This is a genomic window from Streptomyces sp. NPDC031064 (assembly GCF_055570965.1).
Genome location: NZ_JBVIGF010000009.1, coordinates 163,381 through 177,517, shown reverse-complemented (window position 1 = coordinate 177,517; position 14,137 = coordinate 163,381). Strand labels below are relative to the sequence as shown.

The 14,137-nt window shown below is 69.5% G+C and carries 17 protein-coding genes; 16 read left to right on the top strand and 1 reads right to left on the bottom strand.

The window, feature by feature from the left end:
* Positions 1-30 precede the first annotated feature (30 nt).
* From rpsE to truA, 13 genes are all read left to right on the top strand, one after another.
* Positions 31-636 carry a 30S ribosomal protein S5 gene (gene rpsE / locus ACZ46W_RS29500; RefSeq protein WP_030201551.1) on the top strand — a complete coding sequence of 202 codons (606 nt, stop codon included), beginning with the start codon at positions 31-33 and terminating at the stop codon, positions 634-636.
* A complete protein-coding gene (gene rpmD / locus ACZ46W_RS29495) occupies positions 636-818 on the top strand; it encodes a 50S ribosomal protein L30 (RefSeq protein ID WP_041130781.1) in 183 nt (60 codons plus the stop codon). The genes rpsE and rpmD overlap by 1 nt, the downstream gene beginning before the upstream one ends.
* Before the next feature lies 1 nt (position 819).
* Positions 820-1,275, top strand: a complete 456-nt coding sequence (gene rplO, locus ACZ46W_RS29490; RefSeq protein WP_468343869.1) for a 50S ribosomal protein L15 — start codon at positions 820-822, stop codon at positions 1,273-1,275.
* Between the two features lie 629 nt (positions 1,276-1,904).
* Positions 1,905-3,224, top strand: a complete 1,320-nt coding sequence (gene secY / locus ACZ46W_RS29485) for a preprotein translocase subunit SecY (RefSeq protein ID WP_468343867.1) — start codon at positions 1,905-1,907, stop codon at positions 3,222-3,224.
* A complete protein-coding gene (locus ACZ46W_RS29480) occupies positions 3,224-3,889 on the top strand; it encodes an adenylate kinase (protein WP_366130439.1) in 666 nt (221 codons plus the stop codon). Before secY ends, ACZ46W_RS29480 begins: the two co-directional genes overlap by 1 nt.
* 175 nt (positions 3,890-4,064) lie before the next feature.
* A complete protein-coding gene (gene map / locus ACZ46W_RS29475) occupies positions 4,065-4,916 on the top strand; it encodes a type I methionyl aminopeptidase (RefSeq protein ID WP_468343864.1) in 852 nt (283 codons plus the stop codon).
* Positions 4,917-5,105: 189 nt separating this feature from the next.
* Positions 5,106-5,327 carry a translation initiation factor IF-1 gene (gene infA, locus ACZ46W_RS29470; RefSeq protein ID WP_003956442.1) on the top strand — a complete coding sequence of 74 codons (222 nt, stop codon included), beginning with the start codon at positions 5,106-5,108 and terminating at the stop codon, positions 5,325-5,327.
* 57 nt (positions 5,328-5,384) lie between these two features.
* Positions 5,385-5,498 (top strand): 50S ribosomal protein L36, encoded by a 114-nt coding sequence (gene rpmJ, locus ACZ46W_RS29465; protein WP_003956441.1) that lies wholly within the window; start codon positions 5,385-5,387, stop codon positions 5,496-5,498.
* A 186-nt stretch (positions 5,499-5,684) separates the two neighbouring features.
* Positions 5,685-6,065 (top strand): 30S ribosomal protein S13, encoded by a 381-nt coding sequence (gene rpsM / locus ACZ46W_RS29460; protein ID WP_064069941.1) that lies wholly within the window; start codon positions 5,685-5,687, stop codon positions 6,063-6,065.
* Positions 6,066-6,130: 65 nt separating this feature from the next.
* Positions 6,131-6,535, top strand: a complete 405-nt coding sequence (rpsK, locus tag ACZ46W_RS29455; RefSeq protein ID WP_003956432.1) for a 30S ribosomal protein S11 — start codon at positions 6,131-6,133, stop codon at positions 6,533-6,535.
* Between the two features lie 115 nt (positions 6,536-6,650).
* The gene (locus ACZ46W_RS29450; protein ID WP_003956430.1) at positions 6,651-7,673 is read left to right on the top strand and encodes a DNA-directed RNA polymerase subunit alpha; all 1,023 of its coding nucleotides are present in this window, start codon (positions 6,651-6,653) and stop codon (positions 7,671-7,673) included.
* Positions 7,674-7,753: 80 nt separating this feature from the next.
* On the top strand, positions 7,754-8,248 hold the full coding sequence (rplQ, locus tag ACZ46W_RS29445; RefSeq protein WP_468343861.1) for a 50S ribosomal protein L17: 495 nt from the start codon (positions 7,754-7,756) through the stop codon (positions 8,246-8,248).
* 103 nt (positions 8,249-8,351) lie between these two features.
* Positions 8,352-9,218 (top strand): tRNA pseudouridine(38-40) synthase TruA, encoded by an 867-nt coding sequence (gene truA, locus ACZ46W_RS29440; protein ID WP_468343858.1) that lies wholly within the window; start codon positions 8,352-8,354, stop codon positions 9,216-9,218.
* Here the strand turns inward: truA and ACZ46W_RS29435 are convergent.
* Complete coding sequence (locus ACZ46W_RS29435) at positions 9,180-10,124, bottom strand: hypothetical protein (protein ID WP_468343855.1); 945 nt, start codon at positions 10,122-10,124, stop codon at positions 9,180-9,182. The two genes, truA and ACZ46W_RS29435, sit on opposite strands and share 39 nt — an antisense overlap.
* Before the next feature lie 56 nt (positions 10,125-10,180).
* On the opposite strand from ACZ46W_RS29435, the gene ACZ46W_RS29430 reads away from it, so the two are divergent.
* The 3 genes from ACZ46W_RS29430 to rplM all read left to right on the top strand — a co-directional run bounded on the left by ACZ46W_RS29430 (position 10,181) and on the right by rplM (position 14,107).
* The gene (locus ACZ46W_RS29430) at positions 10,181-11,800 is read left to right on the top strand and encodes an ABC-F family ATP-binding cassette domain-containing protein (RefSeq protein ID WP_468343852.1); all 1,620 of its coding nucleotides are present in this window, start codon (positions 10,181-10,183) and stop codon (positions 11,798-11,800) included.
* A 59-nt stretch (positions 11,801-11,859) separates the two neighbouring features.
* Positions 11,860-13,413, top strand: a complete 1,554-nt coding sequence (locus ACZ46W_RS29425) for a serine/threonine-protein kinase (RefSeq protein WP_468343849.1) — start codon at positions 11,860-11,862, stop codon at positions 13,411-13,413.
* A gap of 250 nt (positions 13,414-13,663) precedes the next feature.
* Complete coding sequence (rplM, locus tag ACZ46W_RS29420; protein WP_064069935.1) at positions 13,664-14,107, top strand: 50S ribosomal protein L13; 444 nt, start codon at positions 13,664-13,666, stop codon at positions 14,105-14,107.
* Positions 14,108-14,137 lie beyond the last annotated feature (30 nt).

Below are 14,137 nucleotides of genomic sequence, written 5' to 3'. Positions count from 1 at the left end.
CCGCAAGGAAGACTAGGAAGGGAAAGTCCAATGGCTGGACCCCAGCGCCGCGGAAGCGGTGCCGGTGGCGGCGAGCGGCGGGACCGGAAGGGCCGTGACGGCGGCGCTGCTGCCGCCGAGAAGACCGCGTACGTTGAGCGCGTTGTCGCGATCAACCGCGTCGCCAAGGTTGTGAAGGGTGGTCGTCGCTTCAGCTTCACCGCGCTGGTCGTGGTGGGCGACGGTGACGGCACCGTGGGTGTCGGCTACGGCAAGGCCAAGGAGGTGCCGGCCGCCATCGCCAAGGGTGTGGAGGAGGCCAAGAAGCACTTCTTCAAGGTTCCCCGTATCCAGGGCACCATCCCGCACCCGATCCAGGGTGAGAAGGCCGCGGGCGTCGTCCTGCTCAAGCCGGCTTCCCCCGGTACCGGTGTTATCGCCGGTGGCCCGGTGCGTGCCGTGCTCGAGTGCGCCGGCGTTCACGACATCCTGTCGAAGTCGCTCGGCTCCGACAACGCGATCAACATCGTGCACGCGACCGTGGAGGCCCTCAAGGGCCTGCAGCGTCCCGAGGAGATCGCGGCTCGCCGTGGTCTGCCCCTCGAGGACGTCGCTCCCGCGGCTCTCCTCCGTGCGCGTGCGGGGGCGGGTGCGTAATGGCTCGCCTCAAGGTCACGCAGACGAAGTCGTACATCGGCAGCAAGCAGAACCACCGCGACACCCTGCGTTCCCTGGGCCTCAAGCGCCTGGGTGACGTGGTCGTCAAGGAGGACCGCCCCGAGTTCCGCGGAATGGTGCACACCGTCCGCCACCTCGTGACGGTCGAGGAGGTCGACTGACATGGCGGAGCAGAACCCGCTGAAGGTCCACAACCTCCGTCCCGCCCCGGGCGCCAAGACCGCCAAGACCCGTGTGGGTCGTGGTGAGGCGTCGAAGGGTAAGACGGCCGGTCGTGGTACCAAGGGCACGAAGGCCCGCTACCAGGTTCCGGAGCGCTTCGAGGGTGGGCAGATGCCCCTCCACATGCGTCTCCCGAAGCTGAAGGGCTTCAAGAACCCGTTCCGCACCGAGTACCAGGTCGTGAACCTGGACAAGCTGGCCGCGCTCTACCCGCAGGGTGGCGAGGTCACGGTGGCCGACCTGGTCGCCAAGGGCGCGGTGCGCAAGAACAGCCTCGTCAAGGTCCTGGGCCAGGGCGAGGTCTCCGTGGCGCTGCAGGTTTCGGTTGACGCCGTCTCCGGCTCCGCCAAGGAGAAGATCACCGCCGCGGGCGGCACCGTCACCGAGCTCGTCTGAGCCTCGTCCTGACGGACCCCGTCGCACCGACGGAAAAGAGCCTGGCCGGCGCCCCTCGTGGGTGTCGGCCAGGCTCTTTTGGCACCGGCGACGCGGTTGCCGGCTGACGTGCGCCGGTGCGTGCCGCGTTGGCCCGGGCGGGCGCCGCGTCGGCCCGGGCGGGGCGCCGCGTCGGCCCGGGCGGGCGCTGCGTCGGCATCGCCGCGTGCCGCGTTGGCCCCGGGCGGGCGCCGCGTCCATCCCGGCGGGCGCCGCGTCGGCCCCCGCCATGTGCCGCGTCGGGCACCCGGCTTCACAGGGCGTCCTTCACGCGGCTTCACGCCGGTTCACGCCGGTTCACATCGACTTTCGGACATCTTCACCATGGCTGCCCCGACTCGGACGCCAAACGCGTCGCTGGGCCGTTGTCCTGGTGGGGGGCCGCGGCGACCGGTCGCCCGGGGATGATTCGGGTTACCCGCAGTTGACGTGCCTGAGTGACGTTTCACGCGGGCGTGGCAGCCGGGTATGGTAGCCGCTGTTAGTGTCCCGGCAGTCTGCCCCCGTGGCGTAAGGCTGCCGTGTTTGTATCTACTCACTTACCAAACCGTCACCCTCACGCGCGTAACGCGGGGGTCGCAGGAGGCACCGTGCTCACCGCGTTCGCCCGGGCGTTCAAGACGCCCGACCTGCGCAAGAAGCTGCTCTTCACGCTGGGCATCATCGTGATCTACCGGCTCGGGGCGCACATTCCCGTTCCCGGTGTCGACTACCAGTCCGTCCAGCAGTGTGTGGACGAGGCCAGCAAGGGCGGCAACAGCCTGCTCGGCCTGGTGAACCTGTTCAGCGGCGGGGCGCTTCTGCAGATCACCATCTTCGCGCTCGGCATCATGCCGTACATCACGGCGAGCATCATCCTGCAGCTGCTGACCGTGGTCATCCCGCGCCTTGAGGCCCTCAAGAAGGAGGGGCAGGCCGGTACCGCCAAGATCACGCAGTACACGCGTTACCTGACGATCGCGCTGGCGATCCTCCAGGGCACCGGCCTGGTGGCGACCGCCCGCACCGGCGCGCTGTTCAGCGGCTGCACCGTGGCCGGCCAGGTGGTCCCGGACCAGTCGATCTTCGTCACCACCGTCATGGTCATCACCATGACCGCGGGCACCGCCGTCGTGATGTGGCTCGGTGAGCTCATCACCGACCGCGGCATCGGCAACGGCATGTCGATCCTGATGTTCATCTCGATCGCCGCCGGCTTCCCGGGCGCCCTGTGGGCCATCAAGGTGAGCGGCAAGCTCGCCCAGGGCTGGATCGAGTTCGGCACCGTCATCCTGATCGGCTTCGTGATGGTGGCCCTGGTCGTCTTCGTCGAGCAGGCCCAGCGCCGCATCCCGGTCCAGTACGCGAAGCGCATGATCGGCCGCAGGTCCTACGGCGGTACGTCCACTTACATCCCGCTCAAGGTGAACCAGGCAGGTGTGATTCCTGTCATCTTCGCCTCGTCGCTGCTCTACATCCCGGCCTTGATCGCCCAGTTCTCGAACTCCACCTCCGGGTGGAAGACCTGGATCGAAGCCCACTTCGTCAAGGGTGACCACCCCTACTACATCACCGTCTACTTCCTGTTGATCGTGTTCTTCGCCTTCTTCTATGTGGCGATCTCGTTCAACCCCGAGGAAGTCGCGGACAACATGAAGAAGTATGGTGGCTTCATCCCGGGCATCCGGGCTGGTCGACCTACTGCCGAGTACCTGAGCTACGTGCTCAACAGGATCACCTGGCCGGGCTCGCTGTACCTGGGTCTGATCGCTCTTGTGCCGACGATGGCGTTGGCAGGCTTCGGCGGCGCCAATGCCAACTTCCCGTTCGGCGGGACGAGCATCCTCATCATCGTGGGTGTGGGGCTGGAGACCGTGAAGCAGATCGAGAGCCAGCTCCAGCAGCGCAATTACGAAGGGTTCCTCCGCTGATGCGTATCGTCCTCGTCGGACCGCCCGGTGCGGGCAAGGGAACGCAGGCCGCGTTCCTTGCCAAGAACCTGTCGATTCCGCACATCTCCACGGGCGACCTGTTCCGCGCCAACATCAGTCAGGGCACGGAGCTGGGCAAGCAGGCCAAGGCGTACATGGACGCCGGCAACCTCGTACCCGACGAGGTCACCATCGGGATGGCCAAGGACCGCATGGAGCAGCCGGACGCCGTGAACGGCTTCCTGCTGGACGGCTTCCCGCGCAACGTGGCCCAAGCCGAGGCGCTCGACACCACGCTGGACGCCGAGGGCATGAAGCTGGACGCGGTCCTCGACCTGGAGGTCGAGGAGGACGAGGTCGTCAAGCGGATCGCGGGCCGCCGCATCTGCCGCAACGACAGCGCGCACGTGTTCCACGTGACGTACGCGCCGCCGAAGACCGAGGGCGTCTGCGACGTCTGCGGCGGCGAGCTGTACCAGCGCGACGACGACTCCGAGGAGACCGTCCGCAAGCGGCTGGAGGTCTACCACACGCAGACCGAGCCGATCATCGACTACTACCGGGCCCAGGGCCTGGTGGTCACCATCTCCGCGCTCGGCAAGGTCGACGAGGTGACCGAGCGCGCGATGGAGGCGCTGAAGGGGCGCGGCGAGCAGGCCGCCTAGTCCTTCCCGGTGTTCGTGCCTCGGCCGCGGTGCCCCCTGGTGGGTACCGCGGCCGAGGTGTTTCCCGCCTCCTCCCTTCCGGGACGTGACGGGGTCACGACGGCCGTATCGTGGTGGGGGTTACTCCGTACTCCTGGAACATGGGTTCCATCCCTCTGGAAAGGCGTCAGCCGTCATGGTGCAGCTCAAGACTCCCGAGCAGATCGCGAAGATGCGCGAGGCGGGGCTGGTCGTCGCCGCCATCCACGCGGCGACGCGTGAGGCGGCGGTGCCCGGCGCGACGACGAAGGACCTGGACGAGGTCGCGCGGAAGGTGATCGCCGACCACGGGGCGAAGTCGAACTTCCTGGGGTACGGCGGGTTCCCCGCGACGATCTGCACGTCCGTGAACGAGGTCGTCGTCCACGGCATCCCGAGCGACGACGTCGTCCTGAAGGACGGCGACATCATCTCCATCGACTGCGGCGCGATCATCGACGGCTGGCACGGCGACGCGGCCTACACCGCCTTCGTCGGGTCCGGTCACGCCCCGGAGCTGATCGAGCTCTCCCGGGTGACCGAGGAATCGATGTGGCACGGCATCGCCGCCATGAAGAACGGCAACCGGCTGGTGGACATCTCCCGGGCGATCGAGACCTACATCCGCCGCCAGCCGCGCCCGGCCACGGGCGAGCACAGCCTGGGCAAGTTCGGGATCATCGAGGACTACGGCGGCCACGGCATCGGCACCGAGATGCACATGGACCCGCACCTGCTGAACTACGTCTCCCGCAAGCGCGGCAAGGGCCCGAAGCTGGTGCCCGGCTTCTGCCTGGCGATCGAGCCGATGGTGTCGCTCGGCACGCCGCGCACGGAGGTCCTGGAGGACGACTGGACCGTCATCACGACGGACGGCACCTGGTCCTCCCACTGGGAGCACTCCGTGGCCCTCACCGACCAGGGCCCCCTGGTCCTCACGGCTCCGGACGGCGGCAAGGCCAAGCTCGCCGAGCTGGGTGTGACGGCGGCGCCGGATCCGCTGGCCTGACGGCCGTCCGGCGCCGGTGCGCGGGGCGGGTCCGCGGGGGTGGGGGTAACGATCTACGAGCGTGGGCAAGCTCTCCGGATTCGTCTTTTCCAGAGGGCTGACGTAGACTGATGCGTCGGCTCTCGTGTACCCGTGTGTCCGCACACGGTGACGGGAGTCGATCAAGGTAGCCGATTCGAAGGGCGAAGCGTGGCCAAGAAGCAAGGTGCCATCGAAATTGAGGGCACCGTGATCGAGTCCCTGCCGAACGCCATGTTCAAGGTGGAGCTCCAGAACGGTCACAAGGTCCTCGCGCACATCTCCGGCAAGATGCGGATGCACTACATCCGTATCCTCCCGGACGACCGGGTCGTCGTGGAGCTGTCTCCGTACGACCTGACGCGTGGGCGGATCGTCTACCGATACAAGTAGATCTTGTCGCGCCCCACGTGTGGGGTGGTGGCACTGACCCGGAGAACCTCACATCCCATGAAGGTCAAGCCGAGCGTCAAGAAGATCTGCGACAAGTGCAAGGTGATCCGCCGTCACGGCCGGGTCATGGTCATCTGCGACAACCTGCGCCACAAGCAGCGCCAGGGCTGACGCACGCCGACCTGCACCTCCGCAGTTCTTCGCGCGACGCGAGCAATTTCGTACATACGCAGTGCCCGCCAAACCCTGACAAGGTCGGCGATACCTCCGGTGGGGGCCGGGGACCTGGTCCGTACCTCGTACGGCGGCCACGGAGCGGCACTGCGGAAGACCCCCGAAACACACAGGAGCCATTGAATGGCACGCGTTTCCGGTGTTGACATCCCGCGCGACAAGCGCGTGGAGGTCGCACTCACCTACGTCTTCGGTATCGGCCGCACCCTGGCGAAGGAGACCCTCGCCTCCACCGGTGTGAACCCGAACACCCGCGTTCGTGACCTGTCCGAAGAGGACCTGGTCAAGATCCGCGAGTACGTGGACGCCAACCTCAAGACCGAGGGTGACCTCCGTCGCGAGATCCAGGCCGACATCCGCCGCAAGGTCGAGATCGGCTGCTACCAGGGTCTGCGCCACCGTCGCGGTCTGCCGGTCCACGGCCAGCGCACCAGCACGAACGCTCGTACCCGCAAGGGCCCGCGTCGCGCCATCGCCGGCAAGAAGAAGCCGGGCAAGAAGTAGTCCGCAGCGGACGACTGTCCACGGTCTTCGCTGTAGGACCGACCACCTCCCGTAGGAGTTAAGACATGCCCCCCAAGGGTCGTCAGGGCGCTGCCAAGAAGGTGCGCCGCAAGGAAAAGAAGAACGTCGCTCACGGGCACGCCCACATCAAGAGCACGTTCAACAACACCATCGTTTCGATCACCGACCCCTCGGGCAACGTGATCTCCTGGGCCTCCGCCGGCCACGTCGGCTTCAAGGGCTCGCGCAAGTCCACCCCCTTCGCCGCGCAGATGGCCGCCGAGTCGGCCGCCCGCCGCGCGCAGGAGCACGGCATGCGCAAGGTCGACGTCTTCGTCAAGGGTCCGGGCTCCGGCCGTGAGACCGCGATCCGCTCCCTCCAGGCCACCGGCCTCGAGGTCGGCTCGATCCAGGACGTCACCCCCACGCCGCACAACGGCTGCCGTCCCCCCAAGCGCCGTCGCGTCTGACGCTCGCTTGACCTGAGGCTTCGGGCGGTACGGCTCTTCGGGGTCGTGCCGCCCGTATCCTTGCTGTATCCGAGGACGTCAAATAGCGGGCGTCCACGACTGAAGGAAACACACCATGCTTATCGCTCAGCGTCCCTCGCTGACCGAAGAGGTTGTTGACGAGTACCGCTCGCGGTTCGTCATCGAGCCGCTGGAGCCGGGCTTCGGCTACACGCTCGGCAACTCGCTTCGCCGTACGCTCCTCTCCTCGATCCCGGGTGCGGCCGTCACGTCCATCCGCATCGACGGTGTCCTGCACGAGTTCACCACCGTGCCGGGCGTCAAGGAGGACGTCACCGACCTCATCCTCAACATCAAGCAGCTGGTCGTGTCCAGCGAGCACGACGAGCCGGTCGTGATGTACCTGCGCAAGCAGGGCCCGGGCCTCGTGACCGCGGCCGACATCGCGCCGCCGGCCGGTGTCGAGGTGCACAACCCCGACCTGGTGCTCGCCACGCTGAACGGCAAGGGCAAGCTCGAGATGGAGCTGACCGTCGAGCGCGGTCGCGGCTACGTCTCCGCCGTTCAGAACAAGCAGGTGGGCCAGGAGATCGGCCGTATCCCGGTCGACTCGATCTACAGCCCCGTCCTCAAGGTCACCTACAAGGTCGAGGCGACCCGAGTCGAGCAGCGCACCGACTTCGACAAGCTGATCGTCGACGTCGAGACCAAGCAGGCCATGCGGCCGCGTGACGCCATGGCGTCCGCCGGTAAGACGCTGGTCGAGCTGTTCGGTCTGGCCCGCGAGCTCAACATCGACGCCGAGGGCATCGACATGGGCCCGTCCCCCACGGACGCCGCCCTCGCCGCCGACCTGGCGCTGCCGATCGAGGAGCTCGAGCTCACCGTTCGTTCGTACAACTGCCTCAAGCGCGAGGGCATCCACTCCGTGGGTGAGCTCGTGGCGCGTTCCGAGGCCGACCTGCTCGACATCCGCAACTTCGGTGCGAAGTCGATCGACGAGGTCAAGGCGAAGCTGGCCGGCATGGGCCTGGCCCTGAAGGACAGCCCGCCCGGATTCGACCCGACCGCCGCCGCCGACGCCTTCGGCGCCGACGACGACGCGGACGCGGGCTTCGTCGAGACCGAGCAGTACTGATCGCTGCCCGCAGGCGACCGCCTGCGGGGCCCTGACCCCGGTACCTGATACGGCCGGGGCAGATCACAAGGAGAAACACCATGCCGAAGCCCGCCAAGGGTGCCCGTCTGGGCGGCAGCGCCGCGCACGAGAAGCTGCTCCTCGCGAACCTCGCGAAGTCGCTCTTCGAGCACGGCCGCATCACCACGACCGAGGCCAAGGCCCGCCGCCTGCGTCCGGTCGCCGAGCGCCTGATCACCAAGGCGAAGAAGGGCGACATCCACAACCGTCGCCTGGTGCTGCAGACGATCACGGACAAGGGCGTCGTCCACACGCTCTTCACCGAGATCGCCCCGCGCTACGCCGAGCGCCCGGGTGGCTACACCCGCATCACCAAGATCGGCAACCGTCGTGGCGACAACGCCCCGATGGCGGTCATCGAGCTGGTCGAGGGCGAGATCGCCAAGAAGGCGACCGTCGCCGAGGCCGAGGCCGCGACCAAGCGCGCGGTGAAGGAGGCCGACGAGGCCGCCAAGGCCGAGGAGACCAAGGCTGACGAGGCTCCGGCCGAGCCCGCCGAGGACTCGGCCAAGTAGCACGGCGAAGGACGCCTGAGCGTTCTGACGGCTGACGGACGGGCCCGCCCCTCTCGGGGGGCGGGCCCGTTCGGCTTGAGAGGCCACTTGAGAGGATTGACGCGTGAGCGATGACGTGAAGCCCGGTTTCGTACGGGTACGGCTGGACCTGTCCTACGACGGCAAGGACTTCCACGGCTGGGCCAAGCAGGCCGGCGGGCAGCGGACCGTGCAGGGCGACATCGAGGACGCGCTGCGCACGGTGACGCGGTCGTCCGAGACGTACGAGCTGACCGTGGCCGGGCGGACCGACGCGGGCGTCCACGCGCGCGGGCAGGTCGCCCACGTCGACCTGCCGGAGGCCCTGTGGGCCGAGCACCGGGACAAGCTCCTGCGGCGGCTGGCCGGGCGGCTGGCGCACGACGTGCGGGTGTGGAAGGTCGAGGAGGCGCCGGCCGGGTTCAACGCGCGGTTCTCGGCGATCTGGCGGCGGTACGCGTACCGGGTGACCGACCAGCCGGGCGGGGTCGACCCCCTGCTGCGCGGGCACATCCTGTGGCACGACTGGCAGTTGGACGTCGACGCCATGAACGCGGCCGCCGAGCCGCTGCTGGGAGAGCACGACTTCGCCGCGTACTGCAAGAAGCGGGACGGCGCGACGACCATTCGTACGCTCCAGGAGCTGCGGTGGGAGCGGCTGCCGTCCGGTGTCCTGGAGGCCACGGTCAAGGCGGACGCCTTCTGCCACAACATGGTGCGCTCGCTGGTCGGCGCGCTGCTGTTCGTCGGGGACGGGCACCGGCCGGTGGACTGGCCGGGGAAGGTGCTGGCGGCGGGCGTGCGGGACTCGGCCGTCCACGTCGTACGGCCGCACGGGCTCACGCTGGAGGAGGTCGGCTACCCGGCCGACGAGCTGCTGGCCGCCAGGAACCTGGAGGCCCGCAACAAGCGGTCACTGGCCGCCCGTGGCGGGAGCGGTGGCTGCTGCTGACGCCTGGGTGCGGCCGCGGGCGTAGATCTGGTTGAAGGCGAAGGTCCCGAGGTCGTCGCTGGTCTTGAAGACCGCCCCGTCGCCCTTGGTGACCTTCTTGCCGCTGGTGAAGCCCGCCTGCGTGAAGTAGGCGTACCGGCCGATCGCGTTCGCGCGCCGCAGGCAGACCGTCTGGGCCTGGCAGAAGCCGCCCACGCCGGACCCGGCGAGCGGGGTGACGCCGCCCCGGGCGTCGTCCTTGGCCTTGAGGGCGGCCGCCTTGGTGTCGAACAGCGCGACGCCGACCGTGATGGCGACGCCGTCCCGCTCGTACGTGGCGCGGATGACCCGAGTGCAGCCGTGCTTGTCCAGGACCGCGCCGAGGCCGTCCTCGGCGGCCGCCGCGCAGTTGGTGGTGGAGGCCGTAGCACCCTTCTTGTAGACGCGGTCGCCCATCGTGAGCTTCTTGCCGGGGAAGAGGGACTCCGCGCTGAGCGGCGCCTTGTCCTTCTGCGCGCTGGAGATGAAGTCCATCGGGTTCGGCGGGGGCGGGGGAGCGACCGAGGAGAAGGACGGCTGGGGCTTGGCGGTGTCGGTGGGCAGCTCGGGGGCGCCGCTGGTGGTGTCCGCGAGGTTCGCGCCGTCGTCGTCCTTCTTGTTCGTGGAGACGATGGCCATCGCGATCATGGTGCCCACGAGCCCGGTGGCGAGCACGGCGCCGCCGGCGAGCAGCAGGCGCCTACGGCGTGTGCGCTTCTCCGACGCCTCGGCGAGGGCGCTCCAGTCCGGCGTATCGGCGGTGTACGGCTGGTTCTGCTGGTGCGCGCCCTGCTGGTACGGGTCCTGCCGGTACGGGTCTTGCCGGTACGGATCCTGCTGGTACGGATCTTGCGGCTGCTGCGGCCACTGCGGTCCCCCAAAGCTCATGCCGCGCATCCTAAACCGGTTGGGGCGGGGGCCCGCCCCCGGCGACAATGCGGGGCATGGGACATGTGGAGGCCGCGCATCTGGAGTACTACCTGCCGGACGGGCGGGTGCTGCTCGGCGACGTCTCGTTCCGGGTGGGCGAGGGCGCGGTGGTGGCGCTCGTCGGCGCGAACGGGGCCGGTAAGACGACGCTGCTGCGGCTGATCTCGGGGGAGCTCCAGCCGCACGGGGGGACGGTGACCGTCAGCGGCGGACTGGGCGTGATGCCGCAGTTCGTCGGGTCGGTACGCGACGAGCGCAGCGTGCGGGACCTGCTGGTGTCGGTCGCGCCGGCCCGGATCAGGGAGGCGGCGGCCGCGGTGGACGCCGCCGAGCACCGGATCCTGACGGTCGACGACGAGGCCGCGCAGATGGCGTACGCGCAGGCCCTGAGCGACTGGGCGGAGGCGCGGGGGTACGAGGCCGAGACCGTCTGGGACATGTGCACCATGGCCGCGCTGGGCGTGCCGTACGAGAAGGCCCAGTTCCGGGACGTCCGGACGCTCAGCGGCGGCGAGCAGAAGCGGCTCGTGCTGGAGGCGCTGCTGCGCGGCCCGGAGGAGGTGCTCCTGCTCGACGAGCCGGACAACTACCTCGACGTCCCCGGCAAGCGGTGGCTGGAGGAGCGGCTGGCCGAGACCCGTAAGACGGTGCTGTTCGTGTCGCACGACCGGGAGCTGCTCGCGCGGGCCGCCGAGAAGATCGTGGCGGTGGAGCCGGGGCCGGCGGGGTCGGACGTGTGGGTGCACGGCGGCGGCTTCGGGACCTTCCACGAGGCGCGGCGGGAGCGGTTCGCCCGGTTCGAGGAGCTGCTGCGGCGCTGGGAGGAGAAGCACGCCCAGCTCAAGCAGTTGGTCAACACGCTGAAGAACAAGGCCGCGTTCAACGACGGGCTGGCCTCCCGCTACCAGGCCGCCCAGACCCGGCTGCGGAAGTTCGAGGAGGCCGGTCCGCCGCCGGAGCCGCCGCGCGAGCAGGACATCCGGATGCGGCTGCGGGGCGGGCGCACCGGGGTGCGGGCGGTGACGTGCGCGGGGCTGGAGCTCACGGGGCTGATGAAGCCCTTCGATCTGGAGGTCTTCTACGGGGAGCGGGTCGCGGTTCTGGGGTCGAACGGCTCGGGGAAGTCGCACTTCCTTCGGCTGCTGGCGGGGGAGCGGATCGCTCACACCGGCTCGTGGAAGCTGGGTGCCCGGGTGGTGCCCGGGCACTTCGCCCAGACGCACGCCCACCCGGAGCTGATGGGCCGCACCCTGGTCGACATCCTGTGGACGGAGCACGCCAAGGACCGTGGCGGTGCGATGTCCGTGCTGCGGCGGTACGAGCTGGAGCGCCAGGGCGACCAGGTCTTCGACCGGCTGTCGGGCGGGCAGCAGGCCCGGTTCCAGATCCTGCTGCTGGAGCTGTCGGGCACCACGGCGCTGCTCCTGGACGAGCCGACGGACAACCTGGACCTGGAGTCGGCGGAGGCCCTCCAGACGGGGCTGGAGGCGTACGAGGGGACGGTGCTGGCCGTCACGCACGACCGCTGGTTCGCGCGCTCGTTCGACCGGTACCTGGTGTTCGGCGCGGACGGCGTGGTCCGGGAGGTGCCGGAGCCGGTCTGGGACGAGCGGCGGGTGGAGCGAGCGCGGTAGTCCCGTGCACCGCGTGGGGCCGGCCGCGGGCGGGTAATGTCCCCGCCGGGGGTGGGGCCATGCAGCCGGGGCACCGATTCGGTCCGTTCACCGTGCTCACCGAGCTCGCCAGCGGGGGGATGGGGCGGATCTACCTCGCCCGGTCGCCGGGCGGGCGGCTGGTGGCGGTCAAGACGCTGCTCACCGTGGGCGAGGACGACCGGCGCCGGTTCGCGCGGGAGGTGGGCCTGGCCCAGCGCGTGCGGGGCGTCTACACCGCGAGCGTGGTGGAGGCGGACGCCACGGCCGAGGTGCCGTGGATGGCGACCGAGTACGTCCCCGCGCCCTCGCTGAAGGACCTCGTCGAGCGGTGCGGCCCGCTGGCCCCGCGGGCCCTGTACTGGGTGGCGGCGGGCATGGCCGAGGCGCTGGTGTCCCTCGACACGGCGGGGCTGGTGCACCGGGACGTCAAGCCGTCCAACGTGCTGCTCCCGCTCGACGGCCCCCGGGTGATCGACTTCGGCATCTCGCAGGCCCATGACGTGACCCGGACCGAGGTGGCCCTGGGCACCGTCGCCTACGCGGCGCCCGAGCAGGCCCGGGGTGAACCGACCACCACCGCCTCGGACGTGTTCTCGCTGGGCGCGACGCTGTTCCACCTCGCGGTCGGCCGGGCGCCGTACCGCGACGGCGGGGCCGGCCCGGCGCTGGAGCAGCTCGTACGGGCCGCCACCGGCGACCTGGACGTGACGGGGCTGCCGGGTGAGCTGGAGGCGCTGGTGCTGCCGTGCCTGGCGCTGGACCCGGCCCGGAGGCCCGCTCCGGCCGACCTCCTGGCGTACTGCTCGCAGCGGCTGGACGGGGCGGCGGACGCCCACCGCGGGTGGCTGAGCCCCGCGTGGACGGCGGAGATCGAACGCCACCGGACGGAGCGGCTCCGGGTGGTCGAGGAGGCCCGGCGCCTGGTGGACCCCGAGGCCCCGACCGGCCCGGTGCCGGCGCCGGGCCGGACGGCCGCGCTGGCGACGGCTATGGACGGCCCGGGGCGCCTGCCCGGTCCGCGAGCGCGGCGCACCCGGCTGCCGTGGATGGTCGCGACCGCCGCGGTGGCGGTGACGGGCTCGGTCCTCGCCGTCGTACGGCCCTGGGAGGCGGACGCGCGGTCGATCGGCGCGCCGGCCGAGCCGCTGCGCATCCTGGAGGTGGAGAGCGTGCGGCAGGGGCTGTGCTACCCGGACAAGGACTGGGCACGGCTTCCCCCGGGCGAGTCCCCGCCCCCGGAGGGCCGGTCCTTCACCTCCGACAACCGGGACGAGTGCGTCGTGGCCAAGGACACGGGCGGGATGAGCGTCCAGCGGTTCCAGGACGTCCGGGTGGTGCCGGCCCAGGCCGGGGACGGCTGGAAGGTGGCCGTCACCTTCCGGGAGGCCGACCGGGCCGCCTTCGCCGAGCTGACCGGGAGGGTGGCCGAACGGCCCGAGCCGGAGAACCGGCTGGCCTTCGTGCTCGGTGACGACCGGCTGGTCAGCAGCTTCCTGATCATGAGCCCGCTGACCGGGGGCAGCGCCGAGATCACCGGGGAGTTCAACCGGAACCAGGCGGACGCGCTCGCCCGTGCGCTCGGCGCGCCCTGACCGGTTCCGGCCGGTCCGCGTGCCGGGCGGGACGGGCCGGTTTTGACCCGTCGGGGGCGGCGCGGGTACTGTTGCCGTTTGTTATGCGTATTGGCTTCGTCGTTCTTGCGCGAAGAGCCCTTACGCAAGTTCCCTGGAGCAGTTACCAGTGGCTCGCATACGGGCGGTGTTCCCGGCAGTGTGGGCCCCAGCTGCATGATCGCTTCAGGTGTGTCTGGACTCCATCCACTGAAGAAGCGAAGGCTACGAAGTGCGTACGTACAGCCCCAAGCCTGGCGATGTGACTCGCCAGTGGCACATCATCGACGCGCGGGACGTTGTCCTGGGCCGTCTGGCGACCACGGCTGCGAACCTCCTGCGAGGCAAGCACAAGCCGGTGTACGCCCCCCACATGGACATGGGCGACTTCGTCATCATCATCAACGCTGACAAGGTCCACCTGTCCGGCAACAAGAAGACCCAGAAGATGGCCTACCGCCACTCCGGCTACCCGGGTGGTCTGCGCTCCGTCCGTTACGACGAGCTGCTGGACAAGAACCCCGAGAAGGCCGTCGAGAAGGCCATCAAGGGCATGATCCCCAAGAACTCCCTCGGCCGTCAGATGCTCTCGAAGCTGAAGGTCTACGCGGGCGAGAACCACCCGCACGCTGCCCAGCAGCCGGTCCCGTTCGAGATCACCCAGGTCGCGCAGTAGTTCCGGCCACACCCCCAAGAACGAAAGAAA